The organism is Thiomicrorhabdus cannonii (genome assembly GCF_013391695.1).
Taxonomy (GTDB): Bacteria; Pseudomonadota; Gammaproteobacteria; order Thiomicrospirales; family Thiomicrospiraceae; genus Thiomicrorhabdus; species Thiomicrorhabdus cannonii.
In genome coordinates, this window is record NZ_JACBGH010000004.1 from 124,008 (window position 1) to 144,994 (window position 20,987).

Below are 20,987 nucleotides of genomic sequence, written 5' to 3' on the forward strand. Positions count from 1 at the left end.
GCGCCAATCCATGCCCGAGCCGGCCTGTTGAGTTTCACAGACCGCTCTCCAGTTCGCTGTCGCCCTGACTGAACTTGCTGAAAAACAGCGTCACCTCACCCACCTTAAAGCCCCACTTACTGACCTCGGCGCGGTTCAACAGCAGTTCCGGCGTTTGCAGAAACATCCAATCGTCAAACTGCACGTGAATGGAACTGTTTTTGTAGGGCAGATCGAGCGTATAACGCCAGTTAAGTGCATTGCCGGCTGATTCGCCATAGGCCTCGCCCACCACATCGGCGGCCCGGCCGACGTAGCGGCCCTCGGCAGTGCGGGTAATCTGCCAGATGCGCGTCTGCCGCTCGCCGTTGTCGTAAATGAAACGTTCGTCCAGACGCAGCTGGTTGCCGATCACCTCGCCGCTGATCGCCACCTTGAAACGGCGCTCCACCCGACCGGAACGCGCCTGAAACTGCCCCCAGGCGTAAGTTTTGCCGTCAAAGTAGGCAAAGAGGTCAAATTCCGGCGCGGTGTTACGGTACTCCTGAACATCCATGCTGCTGCATCCTCCCAATAATATCAACAGGCCGGTCAGCACAACCGCCGCCCAGCGTTTAAACGGCATCGGCTTAAAGCGTGTCATGCGCAGGTGCCTCAAAGGTGACTTGATGGACATTGATATGCCCGGTTTCAAAGCCGACGCTGCAATAGTCCAGATAGTAATTCCACAGGCGTTGGAAAGCGCGGTCGTATCCGAGGCGCTCAAGCTGCTCGTGTTCCTGATTGAAACGGTGCTTCCACAGCTGGCAGGTACGCGCATAATCCTGTCCGAAGGCGAAACTGTCTGTCATCTGCAAACCCGCGTTATGCCCGAGTTCACGCAGTTGCGTCAGGCTTGGCAGCAGTCCGCCCGGAAAGATATAGGTCTGAATAAAATCCACGCTGTTCTGGTAGCGTTGCGCGTGCGCTTCGTCGATGGTAATCACCTGCAGCACCGCCTTGCCGCCGGGCTTGAGCAGGCGTTGAATCTGCTCGAAATAGACCTGCCAATACTCCTTGCCGACCGCTTCGAACATCTCGATGCTGACGATGTGGTCGTAGCTGCCGGTTTCATGGCGATAGTCCTGCAAAGCCACCTCAAACCGCGCTGCGTCGGCCGACTGCTGCAAGCGCTGCTGTGCATAAGACTTCTGTTCCACCGACAGCGTCAGCCCTTTGATCTCGGCCTGCTGCTGCAAGGCCAGTTCCATAAATCCGCCCCAACCGCAGCCGATTTCCAACAGTCGCTCGCCGCCCTTGAGCTGCAACTGCGCCAGAATACGCTGGTATTTGGCACGCTGCGCGCTGCCAAGATCCGTGTGCGTGTCGCTAAACAGTGCGCTTGAATAGGTCATGCTCGGGTCAAGCCACAAACGGTAGAAGGCATTGCCCAGATCGTAATGAAAAGCGATATTGCGCCGGCTGTTACTCACCGAGTTGTGGCGGCGGCGATGCTGCCAACGCTCCAGGAATGTCAGCCATCTGCCGCCAAGCAGCGACTCGAACAGATGGCGGTTGTCATACGCCAGATGCATCAGTTGATAGAGTGACGGCGTTTCGAGCGCGCCTTCGTAATAGGCCTGCGCAAAGCCCAGCTCGCCGCGCGTTTTCAGCAGCCAGTAGGTGCGCAGCGGCCGCACAATCACCAGTTCGGCGTGATACCCGGCCTGTCCACTTTCAAAACGCCAGGTTTGTTCGCCAAGCGACAGTGTCAGACTGCCTTGGCGAATATCGTCAAACGGCAGACGCATCAGCAGCGCCTGCCAGGGCAAAGGACGCAGCAAACGGCGCCACCATGCCAACCCCAAAGCGCGGGTACTCAGAGTTTTCATTATTGTTTCATCTCCGTATGACTGTAACGCACCGCACGCAAAGACGCCGGTGTCTTGTGGAAACGCGCGCCCTTCAACCAGATTTTGAGCGCCCACCAATGGATCAGCGCCATGACCTTGAAGGTATTAAAGGGCTGCAGCAGTGCGGCTTTAAACACATTGGCGCCGGTCAGCGCCTGCCGTTTTCCGCTCTGCGTGGCGAGCAGACGCGGCTCGCCGTTTTCGCTTTCGTGAATCGCCAATCGGTAATCCTCGGCGGGCGCGCTGAAACGGAAACGGTAACGGCACACCATGCCCAGAAACGGCGACACATGAAATACCTTGTCGGCGGCGGCCTTGACCTGCCCGTTTGGGGTGAGCGCAAGAGCACGGCCGCCATCCGCCAATACATAGTGATGCCACTGTCCGAAGGTATTGCTGACTTCGGCGATAATGCCGACCAACGCCCCTGCCGCATCGTAGGCGTACCACATGGCCAGCGGATTGAAGGTCCAGCCCAAAAAGCGCGGCAGGCAGACCAGTTCAATCCGCGCCGCGGGTTCGGGCAAGCCGTATTGCGCCAGCAGAGCGTCCGCCCAAAGGCGCCACGGCCGGCCGTCACGCGCGCCGTAGTCTTTAAAATAGAGGCTCAACAGATTGAAACGGTTCAGCGACAAGCCAGGCACGGCGGCCAGGTCTTCGGTCACGCGGTCGATGTCGATGCAGACGCTGAGCACCTTATAATTGAAGCGATAGGACACCTCGCCGAAACGGGCGTGCATCACCTCGCAGCGATACAGTCCGCTAGGCATGGCGCACCCCGGCCTGTTCAATTTCCCACGGCAACGGCAGCTGCCAGCGGCGAGCCAGCTCCACCGCGCTTCTGAGGCCGTCCTCATGGAATCCGTAGCCGAGCCAGGCACCGGCAAACCAGATACCGGCCTCGCCCTGATGCTGCTGCACGGCGGATTGCGCCAGCGCCGCCGCCGGGTCGAATACCGGATGCTCGTAGACGATTTTTTCAAAGACTTTGTCGGCGGCAGGTTCGACGATTGGATTGAGCGTGACCAGCAAGGGTTCGCTTGCCTCAATGTGTTGCAGACGGTTCATCCAATAGGTCACCGCCACACGGTCTTCGGGCAGGCGGCTGTCGCGCAGATAGTTCCAGCTCGACCAGGCCAGGCGGCGCTTGGGCATCTGCGCCGCGTCGCGGTGCACATAGGCCAGATTGGTCTGATAGCGGAAATCGCGCAAGGGCGCGAAAATCGGCTTGAGGGTATCGTCCAGCAGCGCAAAACTCTGGTCGGCATGACTCGCCAGCACCACCTGATCGAAACATTCCTGCGAACCGTCGGCAAAGGTGATTTCCAACGCTTTGCCGACGCGACGCACATTCAGCGCCTCGGCCTGCAGGCGCACCTCGAAATCGGCCTGCTGCAACAACGCATCGATATAGCGTTGCGAGCCGCCCGTCACCGTTTCCCACTGCGGGCGCTCGCTGACATTGAGCAAACCGTGATTTTCAAAAAAGCGCAGAAAACTGCCCACCGGAAACTGCATCATGGTGGCGGTAGGACACGACCAGATGGCGGCGGCCATCGGCAAAAGATAATGCTCCCGCAGGGCTTTGCCAAAACCGTGGCGTTGCAGATAGTCACCCAAGGTCTGTGTCAGAGTGTCAGGCTGCTTCAGGTCGGCCTTGGCCTGCCGGTTGAAGCGCACAATCTCCGCCAGCATCTTCCAGTGCGCGGCCGACAGCAGATTGCGGCGCTGCGCAAACAGCGTGTTGAGATTGCTGCCGGCATACTCCAGACGGCCGCCGTCGATGGACACGGCAAAGCTCATTTCCGTAGGCTGAGTTGCCACTCCAAGATGGGCCAACATGGCCGTCAAATACGGATAATTGGGGCGGTTGAAAACGATAAACCCGCTGTCCATCTCGTAGGATTCCGTCTTGCCGGGCAAACTCACCCGACGGGTGTTGGTGTGGCCGCCGAGCCGATTCGCCTTCTCCAGCAGCGTCACCTGATGACGCTGACTCAAAAACCAGGCACTGGCCAGGCCGCTGATACCGCTGCCGATGACCGCCACTTTCTGGGGCTGTGTAAGACGTTGCTTGAATTGCGTGTGCATTTTGTATCCCACCGTAAGAAATCGCTGGCTTTATTTTATACACAAGTTATACAATAAAGCCATACAAATTCAAAAATAGTTATACACATGAGCCATTCCCCTTTGCCATCACACAGCCTCGATGCCTCTCGGAAAACGCCGATACTCTGGCTGGTCGGCGCCTCCGAAGGCATCGGGCTGGCGCTCACCGAGATCGCCCTGCGACACGGCTGGCGGGTCATCGCCAGCGCCCGGCAAGCCGAACAGAACCCCACCCTGCAGGCATGGCAAAAGACGTTTCAGCCGCGCCTGACCCTGCTGAATCTCGACGTGACCGACAGCGCACAATGCCGCCATGCCGCGGAACGCGCCCGCAACACCTACGGAAAGATTGATATCTGGTTCTACAACGTTGCCAGTTACCGGCCGATGAATCTGGCGGAGTCCAATGTGGCGGACTATGAACAGATGAACCAGACCAACTATCTGGGTGCGGTGCGCTTGCTGCATGCGCTCTTGCCGAACAGCGCGCCGCACGCCGCTCAGCGGCCCGTTAAATGGGTCTGGAATATCAGCCTGGCCTCTTATTTCGGGCTGCCATACGGCGGGGCCTATTCTGCCCCCAAAGCAGCCCTGCTCAATCTGGCGGAAGCACTTGCTCCCGAACTGGCGACGCAAGGGATTCATTTGCAGGTGATTAACCACGGTTTCGTCAAAACGCGCCTCACCGCCCAAAACGACTTCGCCATGCCCGGCCTGATGACGCCGCAGGCGGCGGCGCAACGTATTTTCGACGCCATGCAATCATCCGATGCCTTTGAAGTGCGCTTCCCGCTGGCCCTCGGCCTGTGGCTGCGCCTGCTGCGCTGCCTGCCGAAAAACTGGAGTTTGAAACTCAGCGCCAAACTGCTCAAAAAAGGGGAAAAGCCATGACCAGCCCGGCCTTGCAAACCTATGTCGAGGCGTTTGAAACGCTTAATCCGCAAACCCTGCACACCCGACTGGCGCCGATGTTGCATGAACAGATCCATTTCAAAGACCCGTTCAATGACGTGTTCGGCAAAACCGCCAGCCTGCAGATTTTCGAGCATATGTTCGCGACCCTCGATCAGCCGCGCTTCAAGGTGCGCCAGGCCGCGATGAGCGACACGCACACCGCGCTGCTGCGCTGGCAGTTTCACTTCAACCGCCGGAATCAACTGACTTCGCACTGTATCGAGGGGATGAGCTGCGTGCGCTTCAATGCACAAGGCCAAGTCATCGAACATATCGACCACTGGGATGCGGCCGAGCAGGTCTATGCCAAGGTGCCGCTATTGGGCTGGGGGATAAAATGGATAAGACGCCGCTTAAGTGCGCCGCACAGCGTTTCGCAAAGGCAACCCGCAAAGTCAACGCGCAAAGGCGACTGAAGGCCGGCAGACCCGGCCTGTTGAGTTTTTGGAACAGGTTGGCAGCGTCTATCCCAGCAAATCGGCCAAAGCCGCCTGCGCGCTGGCATAACGGAACTGGAAACCGGCCCGCAGCAGACGTGCCGGCACCACGGCCGCCGAATGGGTCAGCACCTGCGCGCCTTCGCCAAACAGCAGGCGCAGCTGCCAGGCCGGCAACGGCAGCCAAAACGGGCGATGCAGGACTTCCGCCAGGGTTCGCCCAAACTCGGCATTACTGAGCGGCTGCGGCGCACACAAGTTATACACGCCCTGCATCTGCGGCTGCTCCAACGCAAACAGCATAGCGGCGCACAGGTCGTCGATATGCACCCACGAGAAGCACTGCTTGCCACCCGCCACCGGACCGCCCAAACCGAGTTTGAAAGCCGGCAACATCTTCGCCAGGGCACCGCCGTCCGTACCCAACACCACCCCAAAGCGGAAAATCAGCGGGGCAGGCACCAGCTGCCGTGAAGCCGCCTCCCATGCCGCTCCGAGTCTGCCGAGTTCGGAATCATCCACGCCATCACAGCTTTCGTCGCACGGGGCGGTGCAATCGTTCTGCGGATAGATGCCGATGGCCGAGGCCGAAAAGATCCGCGCCGGCGGTTGAGCGCACCGCGCCAAGGCTTCGGCCAGCATCGCATTGGTGTTGAGACGACTGTCCCATAGATCGCGTTTGTGCTTCGCCGTCCAGCGCTGCCCGACATTGGCGCCGGCCAGCATAATCAGCAGATCGCGCCCTTCGAGCAAAACCGCCAGCCCCTCCACATTGCTGAAGGCTTCGCGCCCCATGACCTCGACCTGATGACCGGCCTCACGCAAATGCCGCCGCAGGTGCCGGCCGATAAAACCGGTTCCTCCCAAAATCAGAATGTTCTGTTGCGCCAATGCCATTTAATACTCCTCCATCAGCCGTTTGGCCGTTTCACGAATCGCCGCCTGCTGTTCCGCCGACTTGGCCTGCCAGTTCTTAACCTGCATCCCTAATCGCGGGTGGCCTTGTAGCCAGTTTTCGTGGCGGGCGATAAAATCCCAATAAAGCGCGGTAAACGGGCAGGCCTGCTCACCACTCGCCTGCTCTGGCCGATAGCGGCACCGCGCGCAGTAGTTCGACATACGTTGAATATAAGCGCCGCTGGCGATATAGGGTTTGGAACCGACGATACCACCGTCCGCGAATTGCGACATGCCCAGGGTATTGGGGATTTCCACCCACGCCACCGCATCGGCATACATCGCCAGATACCAGCGATGCACCGCCTGCGGCTCGACTCCGCGCAGCAAGGCAAACAGGCCGGTCACCATCAACCGCTGGATATGATGACCATACCCTTCATGCAACACCGGCCGCAGCGCCTCGTGCAGACAGACATAATCGGTTTTGCCGTGCCAATAAACCTCCGGCAGCGGTGCTGCGGCCTGCAAGGCATTCATGTCCGCCCAGGCGTTGCGATGCGACCAATACAAACCACGCACATACTCCCGCCACCCCAGAATCTGGCGGATAAACCCCTCGACCGCATTGAGCGGCGCACACCCCTGGCGGTAGGCGTTTTCGGCATCGGCAATCAGCTCGCGCGGATTGAGCAGCTTCAGATTCAACGCGGCCGAAATCCGGCTGTGATAGAGCGTGTCTTCGCCGAGCCACATCGCATCCTGAAAATCGCCAAACAACGGCAGACGCGTCTGCACAAAGTCCTGCCATTGCGCCAACGCCTGCTCGCGCGTCAACGGCCAGAGAAAATCCCCCCAGAATCCGGGCAGGCCGGGTAGATGGGCTTCTATCTCGGCACGCACCGCATTCATGACCTTGCCGCTGGCCGCATCCTCCAAGGATTCCAGCGGCGGCAAGGCACCCGGCCCCTGCTTGCCGAACGCCTGGCGGTTATCCTTGTCAAAATTCCACACCCCGCCTTCCGGTTGACCGTCGGCACGCAGCAAAATGCCGTGTTTACGGCGCAAATAGCGATACCAGTATTCCATACGCGGCTGTTTCTTGCCGGCAAGCCAGTGCGAAAACTCACCGGGTTCGGCCATAAAATGGCGGTCCGGCAACCAGTTCAGCGTCAGCTTTGCGGCACCTGCCGCGGCTTCCATCAGCTGTCTTACCCGGTTATCCCCCGGCAGCACCGCATAGACTGCCTGCGGCCGATGACGTGCAATCGCCTGTTGTAACGCCTCGCCCAAATCGGCCAGGCGCTCATGCAGGAAACGGTAATCAACCCGCCAGCCCTGATCCTGCAGGCGCTGTGAGAACAGGCGCATGGCGCTCAAAAACAGCAAGGTACGCTGCTTGCTGGAGAGCGGTTCAGTGGATTCACCAAGCACCTCGGCCATCCATACACAATCGCGGGTGCGATCGGCCTGTTCCCAGAGCGCACTGTCTTCATTGAGTTGATCCCCCAACACCAACAACAGATGCCGACAGGGCAAGGTCTGTTTCATAACGGATTCTCCTTAACGCCCTGACGGCGACAGCGCTGCGAACAGTAACGTACGTTTTCCCAGTTGAGCCGCCACTTCTTGCGCCAGACAAACGGGCGCTGACAAACCGGACAGATTTTTTGCGGCAGATGTTCTTTGTGATGCGACATGAGCGCCCCCTGAACAAATTCAAATGTACACTTATTGTATAATAATTGACAAAACTTATACACAAAGATAGAGTAACAAGTGAAACATTAAAGTTTTAATGTTCTCTGCTCTAGGCGTAAACAGGTAATGGCATCAAGCAACAAAGGGTGGGCTATATCTGAATTTACGCCGCTTTAGGCCTGGTCTGAAAGGCCGGGCCTCTTTTTCAAGGATTTCTTTGAGTCGCTTTATCCCGTCTGCCTGACAGGGCAAATGGCCAATTTAAAACCCAACGGGGAGGGTTTATGTTTTGCAGCAACCTCAAACAGCAACTGAACAGACTGGAACAGGCTAACCTCGAAAAAGAGGCTGTTCTCAAGGCGATGGATCGCGCCCTGGCAATGATCGAATTCGATCCGCAGGGAAACATCCTCGGATGCAACCATAACTTCCAGCAGGTCATGGGTTACAGCGAAGAGGCGGTGCGCGGCAAACACCACAGTCTGTTCGTGAGTAAGCAGGAAACCGCAAGTGCCGGTTATGCCCGCTTCTGGCAAAGACTCCGCCAGGGCGAATTCTTTTCCGGACGCTACAAACGGCTGCGTCAGGACGGCACCGCCGTTTGGCTGGAAGCCACCTATAATCCGGTGATAAATTCAAATGGCGAGGTCGTCAAGGTGATCAAACTGGCCACCGACATTACCGCTAAAGTCGAGCGTGAACTGTACGACAAAGCGCAAATGGAGGCTTTGAACAAAGTCATGGCGGTCATCACCTTTGATCTGCAGGGCAATATCCTCGATGCCAACGATAATTTCCTCAAAGCCACCGGCTATCAACTCGATGAGATACAACACCGGCATCACCGCCTGTTTGTAACACCGGAATATGCGGCATCGGAGGAATACGCGCTTTTCTGGAAGCAACTGGCCCAGGGCATTCACCAGGCCGGCACCTTTGAACGGCGCACCAAAAACGGCGAGCCGCTATGGCTGGAAGCGAGTTACAACCCTATTCTGGATGACGAAGGCCAGCCGTTCCGGATTGTTAAATACGCGACCGATGTGAGCCAAAACGAGAACACCCGCCTGCTCAGGGATGTGATTGATAACGCCGGCGACGTGCTGCAACGCTTTTCGCAGGGCGATCTGACCGCCAGAATGCGTGAGCATCTTGAAGAGGGTCAGGTCTGCATGTTCCGCCCCGAAATCAACCAGCTCACCCGCAGCATCGGTGAAATGGCGGAAAAACTCGATGAGGTCATCGCCTCGGCGATTGAGTCTTCCAACGTGGTGCAAAGCGCCGCCGGCGAAGTCAGCAACGGCGCGGCCGATCTGAACCAGCGGGTACAGGAGCAGGCCGCCGCGCTGGAGCAGACCTCCTCCACCATGCATCAAATGAATGCCAGCGTGCAGAACAACTCCGCCAACGCCAGACATGCGGCCAAAGTCTCCAACGATGCACAGCTGAAAGCCGGCGATGGCGTGAAGGTCATGCAACAGACCATCGAGGCGATTAACGCCATTCAGGAGGCCAGCACCCACATCGCCGAAATCGTCTCGTTAATTGACAGCATCGCCTTCCAGACCAACCTGCTGGCGCTCAATGCCGCGGTGGAAGCCGCCCGTGCCGGAGAACACGGTCGCGGCTTTGCGGTGGTGGCCGGCGAAGTGCGCAACCTGGCGCAGAAATCGGCCGAAGCGGCCAAAGACATCAACAAGTTGATCAACGACAGCGTTGCCAAAGTCACCCAGGGAACCAAACTCGCCTCGGAATCGGGCGAGGCGCTGCAGGAGATCAACAACGCAATTCAGGCTATCGTGCAACTGATCAAACAAATCGCCGATGCGTCCGATGAACAGGCCACCGGCATTGAACAGGTCCATCAGGCCATCACCCAAATTGACGATGTGACCCAACAGAACGCCGCGCTGGTGGAGCAGACCTCTGCCGCCGCCGACAGCATGAACGAACAGGCCACCCGGCTTCGCGACAATATGCGTTTTTTCAAGCTGAGCGCGCATTCAAACCAAGCGGCGCCTTCGGCTAATCCCGCCATCAGAAGCGCGCCGCAAACCTTGACGCAACCCGCGAAACCTGTCGCCAAACCATCCGCAACGCTGGCGCCGGCAAAAACGGCGACAAACACCGACCAGCCGATAAAGGCGGCCATACAGCAGGCACGGGATACCGAATGGGAGGATTTTTAAGGCGACTGCAAAAGAGTGGATGTATAGATTAAGTACAATATTTGACAAATGTTATACAACTGAATATATTAAATCACGAAGCATTAAAGTCTTAATGTTCTCTGCTCTAAAAGGCGACAAAAGGTCAAGTTTTACACCCTTGACTGAAGGCCTCTTTACACCGGGCCTTACGCAATTTTTCAGCCCCCTTGCGGGGCTGCCTTTTTGCCGGGTTGCAGGCTCAATCACAGTAACGATAGCAGAAAACGCGCTTTCAGAAGATGACTGGCATCAACACAGCACTAACGCTATTGCAACGCTATTGCAACGCTATATGCCGCTATAGTCCAACCAAACATTAAACGCCGAATCGCTCACTACAGCGGCGCCATCGGTAATAATCATACCGTCATCATCCGCATAGAGATGCATGCCCGGCATGACGGTCAAGCCGGTAAACGCCAAATCGCACGACTGTAGAGTTTCGCTCGCAGAAGACTCTCTAATCGGACAGGTTCCCAACCCCCAGATGGCCAACGGCAGCCCTTTTAGAAACTGCGCGTTCCTGACATAGCCATTGACCACCAGACCGCGCCAGTTGTTTCGAATCGCCAAATCTGCAATTTTACGGTCAACCACTGACACATAACGCTGCCCGCTATCAATAAACAGCACGCGTTTTTTTCCATCATTTTTGAGAACCTCTTCCACTTCGTCGGCACTGCCGGTCTTAAGCGTCTCAATATCGGCGCTAATCGACGTGGAACCGCCGTATGATTTAAACAATGGACTGACCACTTGAATATTACCGTGATAGGTATCGCAAATCTCTGCTGTGCCAAATATCATCTTTATCTCCTTATCCCGTCAAATCGCACCAATAACAACCGTTATGCACCACAAATATTGCATTTCAGCGTGTTTTTAGGGGCTTCGCTAGCTATACAGCATGACCGATACCAAAATGAACAGGCCGGGTAAAAAAGCCCCAACCGGCTTAATGTTCCGCTGCGATATTGACCAAACCCGACAAAACGGCACTCAGCACCTCGACCTGCGGGCATTCCGAAATGCCATATCGGTTAGCCAGATAGGCTAAATCGTTGTATGACAACCACACCATCCCGCTCTCATCCTCCCAAGCGAGAATTTTCAGCGGCAGATCCAATCCGATGGCCTGGCTCGCCGCCATCAAAGGCGTTCCTCCCTGGGGACTGCCGAAAATCAACAGCTCCGTCGGCCGCAACTGTTTGTCTACTTGAAGCGCCCCGGCTGCGTGGTCGATGCGGGCGAAAACCTTCATTCCGTGCGCTGTCACTTCGGCCTCCAGCTTATCGACCGACCGTTTAACGGAGTTAAGACTGGGAATCTTAACTAACCCTTTGTCACTGACGGTTTCGGCTTGATATTCGGACATATTCACATTACCTACATGGCTGAACATTAAGCGGAATACAGCTCGTTATAAAGTTTATTGGCAGAGGCCACCAATTCACCACTCAGCGCAAAACCGATGACATTTTGCTCTTCCTTGTAGAACAGCTGCTGGTTGTCGCCCACATTGAGCGTCGTTTCCCACAAACCGTGCGTGGCATGCAGCGGCGGACTCAACATAATCGACAAACTGGGCGTCTTGGTCTTAATCAGCGTTGGCAGCACTTTAAATACCTGCTCATCAGCGCCAAATATATGCGAAGCCAGCGCTTTAACCTGCCTTCTAATAGGCTCCAAATAGGCCTGAATAACGCCATCGATTTCAGCGCAATCGCCTATCGCATAGATATTCTCATCACTGGTGACACAGTGTTCATCAATACAGATGCCCAGATTCGTCTTCAGTCCAGCCTTTTTCGCCAATTCAGTATTGGGAGACAAACCAATGGCCGCCAAGACCAGTTCGGTTTGCAGCACTTCGCCCTGATCGGTTTTAAGAACATATTTCCCTTCATCACCGTAATCGATAGACTTCAGCTCTGAGTTGAAAACAATGTCGATACCACGACTCATGAGCTTCTCTTCCAGCCTGCGTGCAATCGCCTCCGGCATAATCTGGCTCATCAGATGCGCGCCCCGCACAATGAGACGCACCTTAACGCCATAAGATGCCAAATCTTCGGCCAATTCGGTCGCGATCAGACCGCCGCCAATCAGGGTCACCTCCTGTTTACCCTGAAGCTTGCCATAAAACTTCTTATAAGCCTGCAGATCATTGATGGTCATCACTTCATGCACGGCATCGCCTTCGATTCTTGGCATTAACGCCTTCGCTCCGGTCGCGATAATCAACTTGTCGTAAGCGAACGAGCCCGTGGTTGTCATGACTTTCTTGCGTGCGGTGTTGATCGACATAACCTTGGTTTTGGTTTTAACGCCGATATTCAACTCAGCCGCTTTTTGATTGGCGGTCGCTTCGGGAATATCATCGGGTGTTCTGTTTTGACCCAATGCCATCGACAAAGCGGGCTTGGGATAGACCGTTCCATCATCCGCCGTCAACAGCGTGATGACCGCCTCATCGGAAACCGCGCGAATCGCTTCAGCCGCCTGCCAGCCGGCATAGCCGGAGCCGACAATCAGTACATCCGCCTTGGTGCTCGCTTTGCGCTTAGTTCCCTCACACGACGGTGCTGCAGATTTGGATTCATCGATCAGAACAAAATCCGATTTACTGACCAAACACAAGGGACAGTACCAATCGTCAGGAATATCCTCAAAACGCGTGCCCGGCGCCAAACCTGAATCCGGATCGCCCAATTCCTCGTCATAAATCAGACCACATGTCTTACAGATGTACTTTTTAAATGGCTGGCTCATAGCAATCTCCTAAGCCGCTGACAAGCGATCAATCTCTTTTCTTAAGTGCTTAATCGACGGGGTAACAATAATGACAAAATAGGCTTCGCGCTGCTTGCGATGCGGCGCGGCATCCATAATGTATCCCTTGGCGCCCGCATGCTGCATGACCGAATCCGCAGCACGCTTACAAATTTCAGCTCCAAGCAGACGCGCCTCCAGAACCGAACGGATATAGTCTGCACCGGGCGTATAAGGTTCCTCGCACAACCCTTGAATCAAATCCAGCGCATCCTCGAGCTCTTCCCGCAACTCATCGGGCGAATCATCCAGGTACTCATTGATTTCGGACAGCGTCAAATTGGCTTTGTTCATTTCATTGATCGCGCCCTGAATCACGCCGGCCGCCATGCCGGTTTGCAGCAGAATGAACCCCGCCTTGATTTTTTCCAGATAGGGCTTTAACGGATCTGCCAAAAGATATTTTTTGGGCAAGAATGCATTATCAAAAATCAACGAGTAGGTGCCCGTACCCTCCATACCGACAAACTTCACCATCTGTTTCATGGTCAACCCGTCCAGATCGCATGGAATCAACGCCATGACATCGCGAATGGGCGTGCCATCCTTTTTATGAAGCGTGAAAATCGACCCGAAGAAGTGCTTGGAGGAGCTCTCCAATAAATTTGAAACCCATGGAAGCGTACCGTTGATGACATAGCCATCTTCCGTTTCTTCTGCCGACAACTTCAACTCTTCAATCCCGGCGAAATACTTCATCGGATTGGAAAGCGCCGTCGCACCAAAATATTCCCCGTTTACCATTTTTGGTAATACATTCTCTTTCAGCCACGTGTTCTCAGAGTTTTCGATATACCAAGCGCATACCGATTGCGCCCACATCATAAAACCTGTAGACATACACTCTTCTGAAACCGTTGCCATATCCGCAATCGTTCCAAACAGATTCAGGTCACCATTGTTTTGCGAAGGAATATGGTGACGAAACGCGCCCGCCTGACCGACCTTCTCCAAAATAGAGGTGGTGTACTCACCGTGATCAATCGCTACCGTTAGCGGCTTTAAATCCTTCTGAACAATTTGTTTAATCATCATTGCAATCCTCTTGGCAAGGACTGGCCCGGCGCACCGGGCCAGCATCTCTCTTATTTCTTCAATTCACCAGACATCTTCACAGAGTTCATATAGGTGTTAGCAACCGGTGACCACTTCATGGCATGGGCAACCAGTTCCTCAAGCACCTCTTGAGATGTGCCTGGAGATTCAATTACGAAATAGGCGCGAACTTCCGTCACCCCCAGTGGCTTGTTAGGATCCAGGTCACCTGTCCCCCACACGGCAGTGATATTAATGTCGCCTTCCAAATGCACTTCCAGCTTAGTCAATGGAATACCACGGTTGGTTGCGTTAGCTTGCACACCCACAGACAAACATGAACCCAATGACAACAAGGCCATTTCAGATGGGTTTGGAGCCGTATCTTCACCTAACAATCCTGGCGGCTCGTCCACAACGATGGCAGGAAGATCACGAATATAGTTGAAGTTTTTGAATTGTCCTTCCAGTACGGTTTTGGACTTCAACGTCTTAACTGCATTCGGGTCGGCCTTACCGGCCTCACCTAACTTATCCAAACCGCTCTTATCAATTGGACGCAGGCATGATGGGATAACGATTTCTGACATGAGATTTCTCCTAAACAATTAAATAATTTATTGGTCTAAATCATTTTCGCTGACCGAAAACTGTTAAGTACTTAGCTTCGGAGATGCCAGAATTTGAAATAATCTTTATAAACAATAGGTTAAGGCCACAAAAACTCATTTTTTTACATTTCACACCCCTTCTTGAACCACTTTGTTAACAATTGACAACAATCTTTGGAAAAACACACTCCATATTGTTAACAATTAAAACTAATCGCAGCCAAAAAAAGCATAAAAACCTAGCAATAACATCATGTTAAAAAAGATGGCACAACACTTGTTAAATAGACAACGCACTCTATTACCAACCCAACGGAGAACTTAAAATGTTGACAAAACTAGAGATGACCGAAGCAATCATGGTTGCCAAATCCGAAAAATCATTAACATGGACACAAATTGCTGAAGCCGCCGGCTTGAGCGAGGTGTACACCACGTCAGCCTGTTTGGGCATGAACCACCTGGATGCTGAACCGGCAGACAAAGTTGCTGCGATCCTGGGGCTAGACGCAAGCGTGTCCAAAGCATTACAAAGCTACCCAACTAAAATTTTCGAACAAGCCGTTCCTACGGATCCTCTGATCTACCGCCTGTACGAAATTGTCGGTGTCTATGGAGAAACCATGAAAGAAGTGATTCAAGAGAAATTTGGTGACGGCATTATGAGCGCCATTGATTTCACGATGGATATCGACAAAGAGAAGAACCCGGCCGGAGACCGTGTAGTCGTCACAATGAACGGTAAATTCCTGCCCTACAAGGCCTGGTAACTGTCAGCCCCAAACCATTAAAGCGCGGGGCAAACCCCCTGAAAACAAAGCCCGTCTACACGACGGGCTTTTTTATTCCGACTCAAAAAACCCATCTCAACAAACATCCAGCCAATGAACCAAATTGTTAACACTTTGTTCCAAAGTGGACATGTTTGTACACAACCATGAGGCTAAAAAACGATAACATATTGATTTATATGAAATATAAATTGTTGGCATTTATCATTGCTATATAACAATCGAAAACATGTAAAGGAATCAACACCATGTCAGCTTCAAACATTTGGATTTCAGACCTTACACACTATTACAACAAAAAACAGAAAAGCCCTACGCTGGACAACATCAACCTGAGTATCCCTAAAGGACAGCTGACGGCATTGATTGGTCGAAGCGGTTGCGGCAAATCAACACTATTACAAATGATGGCGGGACTCTTGTTCCCCAGTGACGGCGCTGTTCGCATCAACGGACAGACCATCGTAAAACCGAGCGCAAAATGGAACATGATGTTTCAAAAACCGTCACTCTATCCGTGGATGACCGTGAGGGAAAACGCAGCTTTAGGCTTGGTATTTGCCGGCACTTACAAAGAGAAAGCCGACCGCGTTGAAGAGCTCTTGGATATGGTCGGTCTTAAAGAACACAAAGACAAAAACGTCCAACAGCTTTCGGGCGGGCAACAACAACGTGTTGCCTTGGCGAGATCTTTGGCAACCGAACCCGAAATCCTCCTGCTGGATGAACCCTTTTCAGCGCTCGATGCGTTTACCCGTACCGCCCTGCAAACAGAGGTCGCTCAAATCTGCCACGATCAAAACATCACCATGGTTCTGGTAACGCACGACATTGAAGAGGCGGTTGCCATGGCCGACAAAGTCATCATCATGAGCCACAACCCCGGAAAAATCGTTGGCGAAAAAGACATTCCGCTGCACTACCCACGAGACAGAAGCAGCAAAGATTTTGCAACACTTAAAGAAGAACTCTTTGCGGAGTTTGAAAAGATCGACTTAGAAAAGCAGCGTGAACTAGAGGCAATGGCGTCCTAATCAGCTGTATCCATCACATCAAATAATCACGTTTAACATTCAGGAGAGACCACTATGTGTCAATATTGCAGCCCAGACAATGAAATGTCACGACTAGATTATAAATTCAACCCAGCCAAAGGTCGCCGCGAATTCATCCTTGATAGCTTAGCCACAGCCGGAGGATTGGCGGCGGCTATGAGCCTCCCTAACCAAGCCTTTGCAGCCCCCGCCATGCCTAAAGATGAAGTGGTCAGAATCGGCTACATCCCGATTACCGATGCCAGCGCTTTGCTTGTTGCACATGGCATGGGCTTTTTTGAGGAAGAAGGACTAAAAGCCGAAAAACCCACGCTTATCCGCGGCTGGTCTCCGCTTATCGAAGGTTTTGCCGCCCATAAATTCAATTTGGTGCACTTCTTGAAACCGATTCCTGTATGGATGCGTTATAACAACAATTTTCCCGTCAAAATCACCGGTTGGGCACACACCAATGGTTCCGGTTTAGTCGTGGGCAAACATACCGGCATAAACGCCTTTGAAGAATTAGGTGGCATGCAGGTTGCCGTTCCTTACTGGTATTCGATGCACAATATCGTGCTGCAAATGGCGCTGAAAAATGCCGGATTGGAGCCTGTTATTCAAGATCAGAACCTGCCTCTTAAAAAGAATCAGGTCAACCTCCAAATCATGCCTCCTCCAGATATGCCGCCTGCCTTGGCAGCCAAAAAGATTGACGCATACATCGTAGCGGAACCTTTCAATGCGGCGGGTGAAGTGCTGGCTGGCGGGAAAATGCTGCGCTTTACCGGTGACATCTGGAAAAACCACCCATGCTGCGTAGTGTGTATGCACGACGAAGATACAGAGCAGCGCAAAGAGTGGTCACAGAAAGTCATGAATGCGGTTGTCCGCGGCGCGGTTTACGCTCAGGAAAACAAAGAAGAAGTGGCCAAAATGCTTTCACGAGAAGGCAAACGTTATCTTCCAATGAAGGCTGATGTCGTGTTAAAAGCCATGACCGATTACAGCGATGCCAGCTACGCCAATCCAGATGCCATCAAACACCCGGACTGGGGCGTTGGCCGCATCGATTTCAACCCCTATCCTTACCCGTCAGCAACCAAGTTCATTGTTGACCAGCTAAAAGAAACCTTGGTCACCGGCAACACAAGCTTCCTAAAAGAACTGGATACCGACTTTGTGACACAAGATCTGGTCAATTATGAATTCGTCAAAAACGCGATGGATAAATACGGCGTGTGGGACAAGGTCAAAGGAGTGGATCTTAGCAATCCGACCCATCGTCAGGAGGTATTTGAACTATGACAACAGCAGCAACCATTACCCCTAAAGCAGGATGGTTTGCAAACGCCATGAGCGGTTACGGCAAAATGCCTTTGTGGATGCAAAGTGCAACCAATGCCACTCTAGGCATGACTATCCTGTTGGTTCTTTGGTGGATTGGCGGGCTCTTAATCGCCTCCAACCCGGATACCGAAGCGTTTGCCAATTTTGCGCCAGGACCAACCCTGGTGTCTTTATGGCACCTTATCGAATCGGGCACCTTATGGGAAACCATCTACTCCAGCCTATATAGAATTATTATCGGGCTATTCTGGGGGATTGTGATTGGCGTACCCGTTGGCGTACTGGTGGGTTATTTCCTCAATTTCCGTCAAGTCGCGAATATGCCGTTCCAGTTCCTGCGCATGATCAGCCCGCTGGCCTGGATGCCGATTGCCGTATTGGCATTTGAAACCTGGGATCAGGCGATTATCTTTCTATTGGCGATGGCGACGGTTTGGCCGATTATTTTCGGTACGGCTCACGGCGTGCAACGCATTGACCCTAACTGGTTCAGAGTGGCTAAAAACCTCGGCGCAGACGGCTATCAAATGCTACGCCGCGTGATTATGCCGGCCATTGCACAGGACGTCTTCGCCGGCATCCGCCTGGCAATCGGTGTGGCGTGGGTGGTATTAGTACCGGCTGAGTATCTGGGCGTGACGTCTGGATTGGGCTACGCCATCAACGACGCTCGCGATACGCTGGATTATGACAAGCTGGCGGCCATCGTGGTGGTGATCGGCGTGATCGGTTACCTGCTGGACTTCATTGCCATGAAATTGATCAAGCGCTATTCATGGCACGTTGAATAAGTTAATTCCCCCATCGTTGAAGCCATTGAACGTCACTCAATGGCTTCAACCTTTACCAGATTATCCAATAAATATTCCTGCCCGGAGTCGTCCATGAGATATTCTCGACCATCTCTTACGTACAGATTGGCTATCTTGATGTTGACTCTCATCGAACCGCCATCAACGTCATGAAACTCAAGATTAACCGGCTGATGCCGCATACAAAACAGCTCAAGCTGGTCGTACAATGCACAAGATATGGCCACTTTCTTCCCCTCACAACCTTCTGATTCATAGAGCGAAATGATAACATGAACTCAACTAATCACATTGACTTCCACCACCCTCCAAAGGCCGACTTAGTGAAAAGCAACGAGTTATTGGACATCGCAAATCACTCTGAATATCTGGTTATCAAAGAAGCTGCAGAACAGATTGAAAACGCCAACAACCCACAGAAAGCCATTCACTCGATTCTTAGCCTTATTTCACGGCAAATGGGACTTAACCGCGGACGCGTTTTGCTTCAGGACGGGCCTTCAGGCTACCTGTACACGGCCTACTCATACGGTTTGACCAGCGAAGAGGTTTCACGAAGCCGTTTTGCCATCAATGAAGGGATTACAGGAAAGGTCATGTACACTGGTATGCCGATTATTGTTTCCGACATTGACAAAGAGGACGACTACCTTTTCAGAACCGTCGACCGCCTGACCCTTCCGGAGGGAAAAGTCTCCTTTATTGCCACTCCCATCATTCGCAATAACATCGTCATTGGCGTACTCGCCGTCAACCGTTTAAGCACCCCAAACAGAAACAGACAGCTCGACAAAGACCTCGGATTGCTCAAACTGATCGCCCTGTTTATCAGTGAAATTCTGGCGGTTCACGCCATGATCGAACAACAGACACAGATTCTAAAAGAAGAAAACGAACAACTCCGGGCATTGGCTTTAGGCCAAGGCAGCCAGTACGGCATCATTGGCGAGAGTCCGGCACTGATTGCGACATTGAATAAAGTTTCACGGGCCACCAACACCTCTGTCACCGTCATGCTGCAAGGCGAATCGGGCACGGGGAAAGAACGCTTCTCACGCATGCTTCATCTGGCCTCACACCGACAAGACGGGCCGTTTATTGCGATTAACTGTTCCGCCATTCCTACCGACCTGCTGGAATCCGAACTATTCGGCCACGAAAAAGGCGCTTTTACCGGAGCGATTCAGGCAAAACAGGGCAAAATGGAACTTGCCAACCACGGCACCCTCTTCCTCGACGAAATCGGGGATATGCCACTTGATTTACAAGCCAAACTCCTGCGCGTACTTGAAGAGCGAAGCATTACACGCATTGGCGGAACCAAACCGATCCCGATTGATATTCGCATTATCGTGGCAACCCACAAAGACCTCCACGAACAGGTCAATCAGGGGCGATTCCGACTCGACTTATTCTATCGTTTGAATGTCTTTCCAATCGAATTGCCCGCTTTGCGCGACCGTCAAGGCGACATCAAACTGCTTGCCCGCCATTTCCTCAACCAAGCCAACCAAGAATACGGAGCGAGTGCTGTTTTTGATCCGGATGCGATGAAATTCCTCGAAAGTTACAATTGGCCTGGGAATATCCGCCAACTGGAAAATATCGTCAAGCGCGCCGTGTTACTGGCGGACAAGCATCGCTTTATCTCCAGTGATCTCATCAATCTCATCATCGCTGAAGAACGCGGCATTATTCTAAAAGACGCATCGTCCGAAACAGATGTTCATACCCCATACAAAGCGCCTGCGGAAGCCCCAAGAGCAGAATTGCCCCCGCCTGCGCTTAAAGAACCCGCCTATTATGAGAGCCCTCAACCGGCTCATCATTTTGTGGATCCTTATCCCGATTCTCTCTTGCATGAGGATAGCAAAAGAGCCTATTGGAGGGTGTCTGAAAACGAAAAGGAAAGGCTTTTAAATGCCCTGCATGCTGCTCACGGCAATAAAACCCGTGCTGCCATGCTATTGAATATGACGCCGCGCCAATTCGGCTATCGCTTGAAAAAACTCGACCTTGAATAGACCTTAGCGTTAGTAAGCCACGAAAAAGTTGCTCGCGTTTTATCAAACCCTCTCATCCCTCTATTGCTAAAGGCCGTCACCCACCCGGCCTGGCTAAATTATTTTTCGCTTCCCTCTTTATCACAACGCTTATCAAACACAGACGCCCGCCTTTATTGGCTGAGAACAGGTTATTCTCTCATTAAGACGTCAACGCCTTAAGCCATGTAAACATAGGTAAACAATGTTTAACCTTTTGTTAACATTCAATAACACAAAAAATACCAATTTAAACTACAAATATAATGTATATTTTTAAATAAATATCACATCATAT

Annotated in this window: 21 protein-coding genes; 8 read left to right on the forward strand and 13 right to left on the reverse strand. The window is 53.0% G+C overall.

All coding sequences use genetic code 11. From position 1 onward, the window contains the following. Positions 1-34: 34 nt before the first annotated feature. The 4 genes from HZ297_RS06340 to HZ297_RS06355 are packed head-to-tail and all read right to left on the reverse strand — an operon-like array spanning position 35 to position 3,962. The gene (locus HZ297_RS06340; protein WP_246261695.1) at positions 35-622 is read right to left on the reverse strand and encodes a DUF3833 domain-containing protein; all 588 of its coding nucleotides are present in this window, start codon (positions 620-622) and stop codon (positions 35-37) included. Continuing rightward, the gene (locus HZ297_RS06345; protein WP_178862160.1) at positions 609-1,850 is read right to left on the reverse strand and encodes an SAM-dependent methyltransferase; all 1,242 of its coding nucleotides are present in this window, start codon (positions 1,848-1,850) and stop codon (positions 609-611) included. The genes HZ297_RS06340 and HZ297_RS06345 overlap by 14 nt, the downstream gene beginning before the upstream one ends. Further along, positions 1,850-2,641 carry a DUF1365 domain-containing protein gene (locus HZ297_RS06350; protein WP_178862161.1) on the reverse strand — a complete coding sequence of 264 codons (792 nt, stop codon included), beginning with the start codon at positions 2,639-2,641 and terminating at the stop codon, positions 1,850-1,852. The genes HZ297_RS06345 and HZ297_RS06350 overlap by 1 nt, the downstream gene beginning before the upstream one ends. Beyond that, positions 2,634-3,962, reverse strand: a complete 1,329-nt coding sequence (locus tag HZ297_RS06355) for an NAD(P)/FAD-dependent oxidoreductase (protein ID WP_178862162.1) — start codon at positions 3,960-3,962, stop codon at positions 2,634-2,636. Before HZ297_RS06355 ends, HZ297_RS06350 begins: the two co-directional genes overlap by 8 nt. 87 nt (positions 3,963-4,049) lie before the next feature. Between HZ297_RS06355 and HZ297_RS06360 the strand changes: the two genes are divergently transcribed. Both HZ297_RS06360 and HZ297_RS06365 read left to right on the forward strand, forming a co-directional pair. Continuing rightward, positions 4,050-4,874, forward strand: coding sequence for an SDR family NAD(P)-dependent oxidoreductase (locus HZ297_RS06360; RefSeq protein WP_178862163.1), 825 nt, complete (start codon positions 4,050-4,052; stop codon positions 4,872-4,874). Further along, positions 4,871-5,353 carry a nuclear transport factor 2 family protein gene (locus tag HZ297_RS06365; protein WP_178862164.1) on the forward strand — a complete coding sequence of 161 codons (483 nt, stop codon included), beginning with the start codon at positions 4,871-4,873 and terminating at the stop codon, positions 5,351-5,353. Before HZ297_RS06360 ends, HZ297_RS06365 begins: the two co-directional genes overlap by 4 nt. 48 nt (positions 5,354-5,401) lie before the next feature. Here the strand turns inward: HZ297_RS06365 and HZ297_RS06370 are convergent, their stop codons facing one another. Genes HZ297_RS06370 through HZ297_RS06380 form a run of 3 tightly spaced genes read right to left on the reverse strand, consistent with a single transcriptional unit; the run spans position 5,402 to position 7,971 of the window. Continuing rightward, positions 5,402-6,271, reverse strand: a complete 870-nt coding sequence (locus tag HZ297_RS06370) for a TIGR01777 family oxidoreductase (RefSeq protein ID WP_178862165.1) — start codon at positions 6,269-6,271, stop codon at positions 5,402-5,404. Beyond that, on the reverse strand, positions 6,272-7,822 hold the full coding sequence (locus tag HZ297_RS06375; protein ID WP_178862166.1) for a cryptochrome/photolyase family protein: 1,551 nt from the start codon (positions 7,820-7,822) through the stop codon (positions 6,272-6,274). After that, complete coding sequence (locus HZ297_RS06380; protein WP_178862167.1) at positions 7,819-7,971, reverse strand: DUF2256 domain-containing protein; 153 nt, start codon at positions 7,969-7,971, stop codon at positions 7,819-7,821. Before HZ297_RS06380 ends, HZ297_RS06375 begins: the two co-directional genes overlap by 4 nt. 285 nt (positions 7,972-8,256) lie before the next feature. Between HZ297_RS06380 and HZ297_RS06385 the strand changes: the two genes are divergently transcribed. Beyond that, positions 8,257-10,161 carry a methyl-accepting chemotaxis protein gene (locus HZ297_RS06385; RefSeq protein WP_178862168.1) on the forward strand — a complete coding sequence of 635 codons (1,905 nt, stop codon included), beginning with the start codon at positions 8,257-8,259 and terminating at the stop codon, positions 10,159-10,161. 309 nt (positions 10,162-10,470) lie between these two features. On the opposite strand, the gene HZ297_RS06390 is transcribed toward HZ297_RS06385, so the two are convergent. From HZ297_RS06390 to HZ297_RS06410, 5 genes are all read right to left on the reverse strand, one after another. Next, a complete protein-coding gene (locus tag HZ297_RS06390) occupies positions 10,471-10,989 on the reverse strand; it encodes an RraA family protein (RefSeq protein WP_178862169.1) in 519 nt (172 codons plus the stop codon). A gap of 148 nt (positions 10,990-11,137) precedes the next feature. After that, the gene (locus HZ297_RS06395) at positions 11,138-11,557 is read right to left on the reverse strand and encodes a DUF302 domain-containing protein (protein WP_178862170.1); all 420 of its coding nucleotides are present in this window, start codon (positions 11,555-11,557) and stop codon (positions 11,138-11,140) included. Positions 11,558-11,583: 26 nt separating this feature from the next. Next, positions 11,584-12,954: an FAD-dependent oxidoreductase gene (locus HZ297_RS06400; RefSeq protein ID WP_178862171.1), complete on the reverse strand. Its 1,371-nt coding sequence runs from the start codon at positions 12,952-12,954 to the stop codon at positions 11,584-11,586. Positions 12,955-12,963: 9 nt separating this feature from the next. Further along, positions 12,964-14,049 (reverse strand): acyl-CoA dehydrogenase family protein, encoded by a 1,086-nt coding sequence (locus HZ297_RS06405; protein ID WP_246261697.1) that lies wholly within the window; start codon positions 14,047-14,049, stop codon positions 12,964-12,966. A 50-nt stretch (positions 14,050-14,099) separates the two neighbouring features. Next, positions 14,100-14,639, reverse strand: a complete 540-nt coding sequence (locus tag HZ297_RS06410; protein WP_178862172.1) for an OsmC family protein — start codon at positions 14,637-14,639, stop codon at positions 14,100-14,102. Between the two features lie 347 nt (positions 14,640-14,986). On the opposite strand from HZ297_RS06410, the gene cynS reads away from it, so the two are divergent. The 4 genes from cynS to HZ297_RS06430 all read left to right on the forward strand — a co-directional run bounded on the left by cynS (position 14,987) and on the right by HZ297_RS06430 (position 18,626). Continuing rightward, a complete protein-coding gene (gene cynS, locus HZ297_RS06415) occupies positions 14,987-15,430 on the forward strand; it encodes a cyanase (RefSeq protein WP_178862173.1) in 444 nt (147 codons plus the stop codon). Positions 15,431-15,699: 269 nt separating this feature from the next. After that, on the forward strand, positions 15,700-16,485 hold the full coding sequence (locus tag HZ297_RS06420) for an ABC transporter ATP-binding protein (RefSeq protein ID WP_178862174.1): 786 nt from the start codon (positions 15,700-15,702) through the stop codon (positions 16,483-16,485). A gap of 54 nt (positions 16,486-16,539) precedes the next feature. Continuing rightward, a complete protein-coding gene (locus HZ297_RS06425) occupies positions 16,540-17,793 on the forward strand; it encodes an ABC transporter substrate-binding protein (protein ID WP_178862175.1) in 1,254 nt (417 codons plus the stop codon). Then, positions 17,790-18,626: an ABC transporter permease gene (locus tag HZ297_RS06430; protein WP_178862176.1), complete on the forward strand. Its 837-nt coding sequence runs from the start codon at positions 17,790-17,792 to the stop codon at positions 18,624-18,626. Before HZ297_RS06425 ends, HZ297_RS06430 begins: the two co-directional genes overlap by 4 nt. A gap of 32 nt (positions 18,627-18,658) precedes the next feature. On the opposite strand, the gene HZ297_RS12205 is transcribed toward HZ297_RS06430, so the two are convergent. Next, complete coding sequence (locus HZ297_RS12205) at positions 18,659-18,874, reverse strand: Rho-binding antiterminator (protein WP_178862177.1); 216 nt, start codon at positions 18,872-18,874, stop codon at positions 18,659-18,661. 45 nt (positions 18,875-18,919) lie between these two features. Here HZ297_RS12205 and HZ297_RS06440 point away from each other — a divergent pair, with 45 nt between their 5' ends. Beyond that, entirely contained in the window at positions 18,920-20,671 is a 1,752-nt protein-coding gene (locus HZ297_RS06440) for a sigma-54 interaction domain-containing protein (RefSeq protein ID WP_218644560.1), read from the forward strand. The last annotated feature ends 316 nt before the right edge of the window (positions 20,672-20,987 follow it).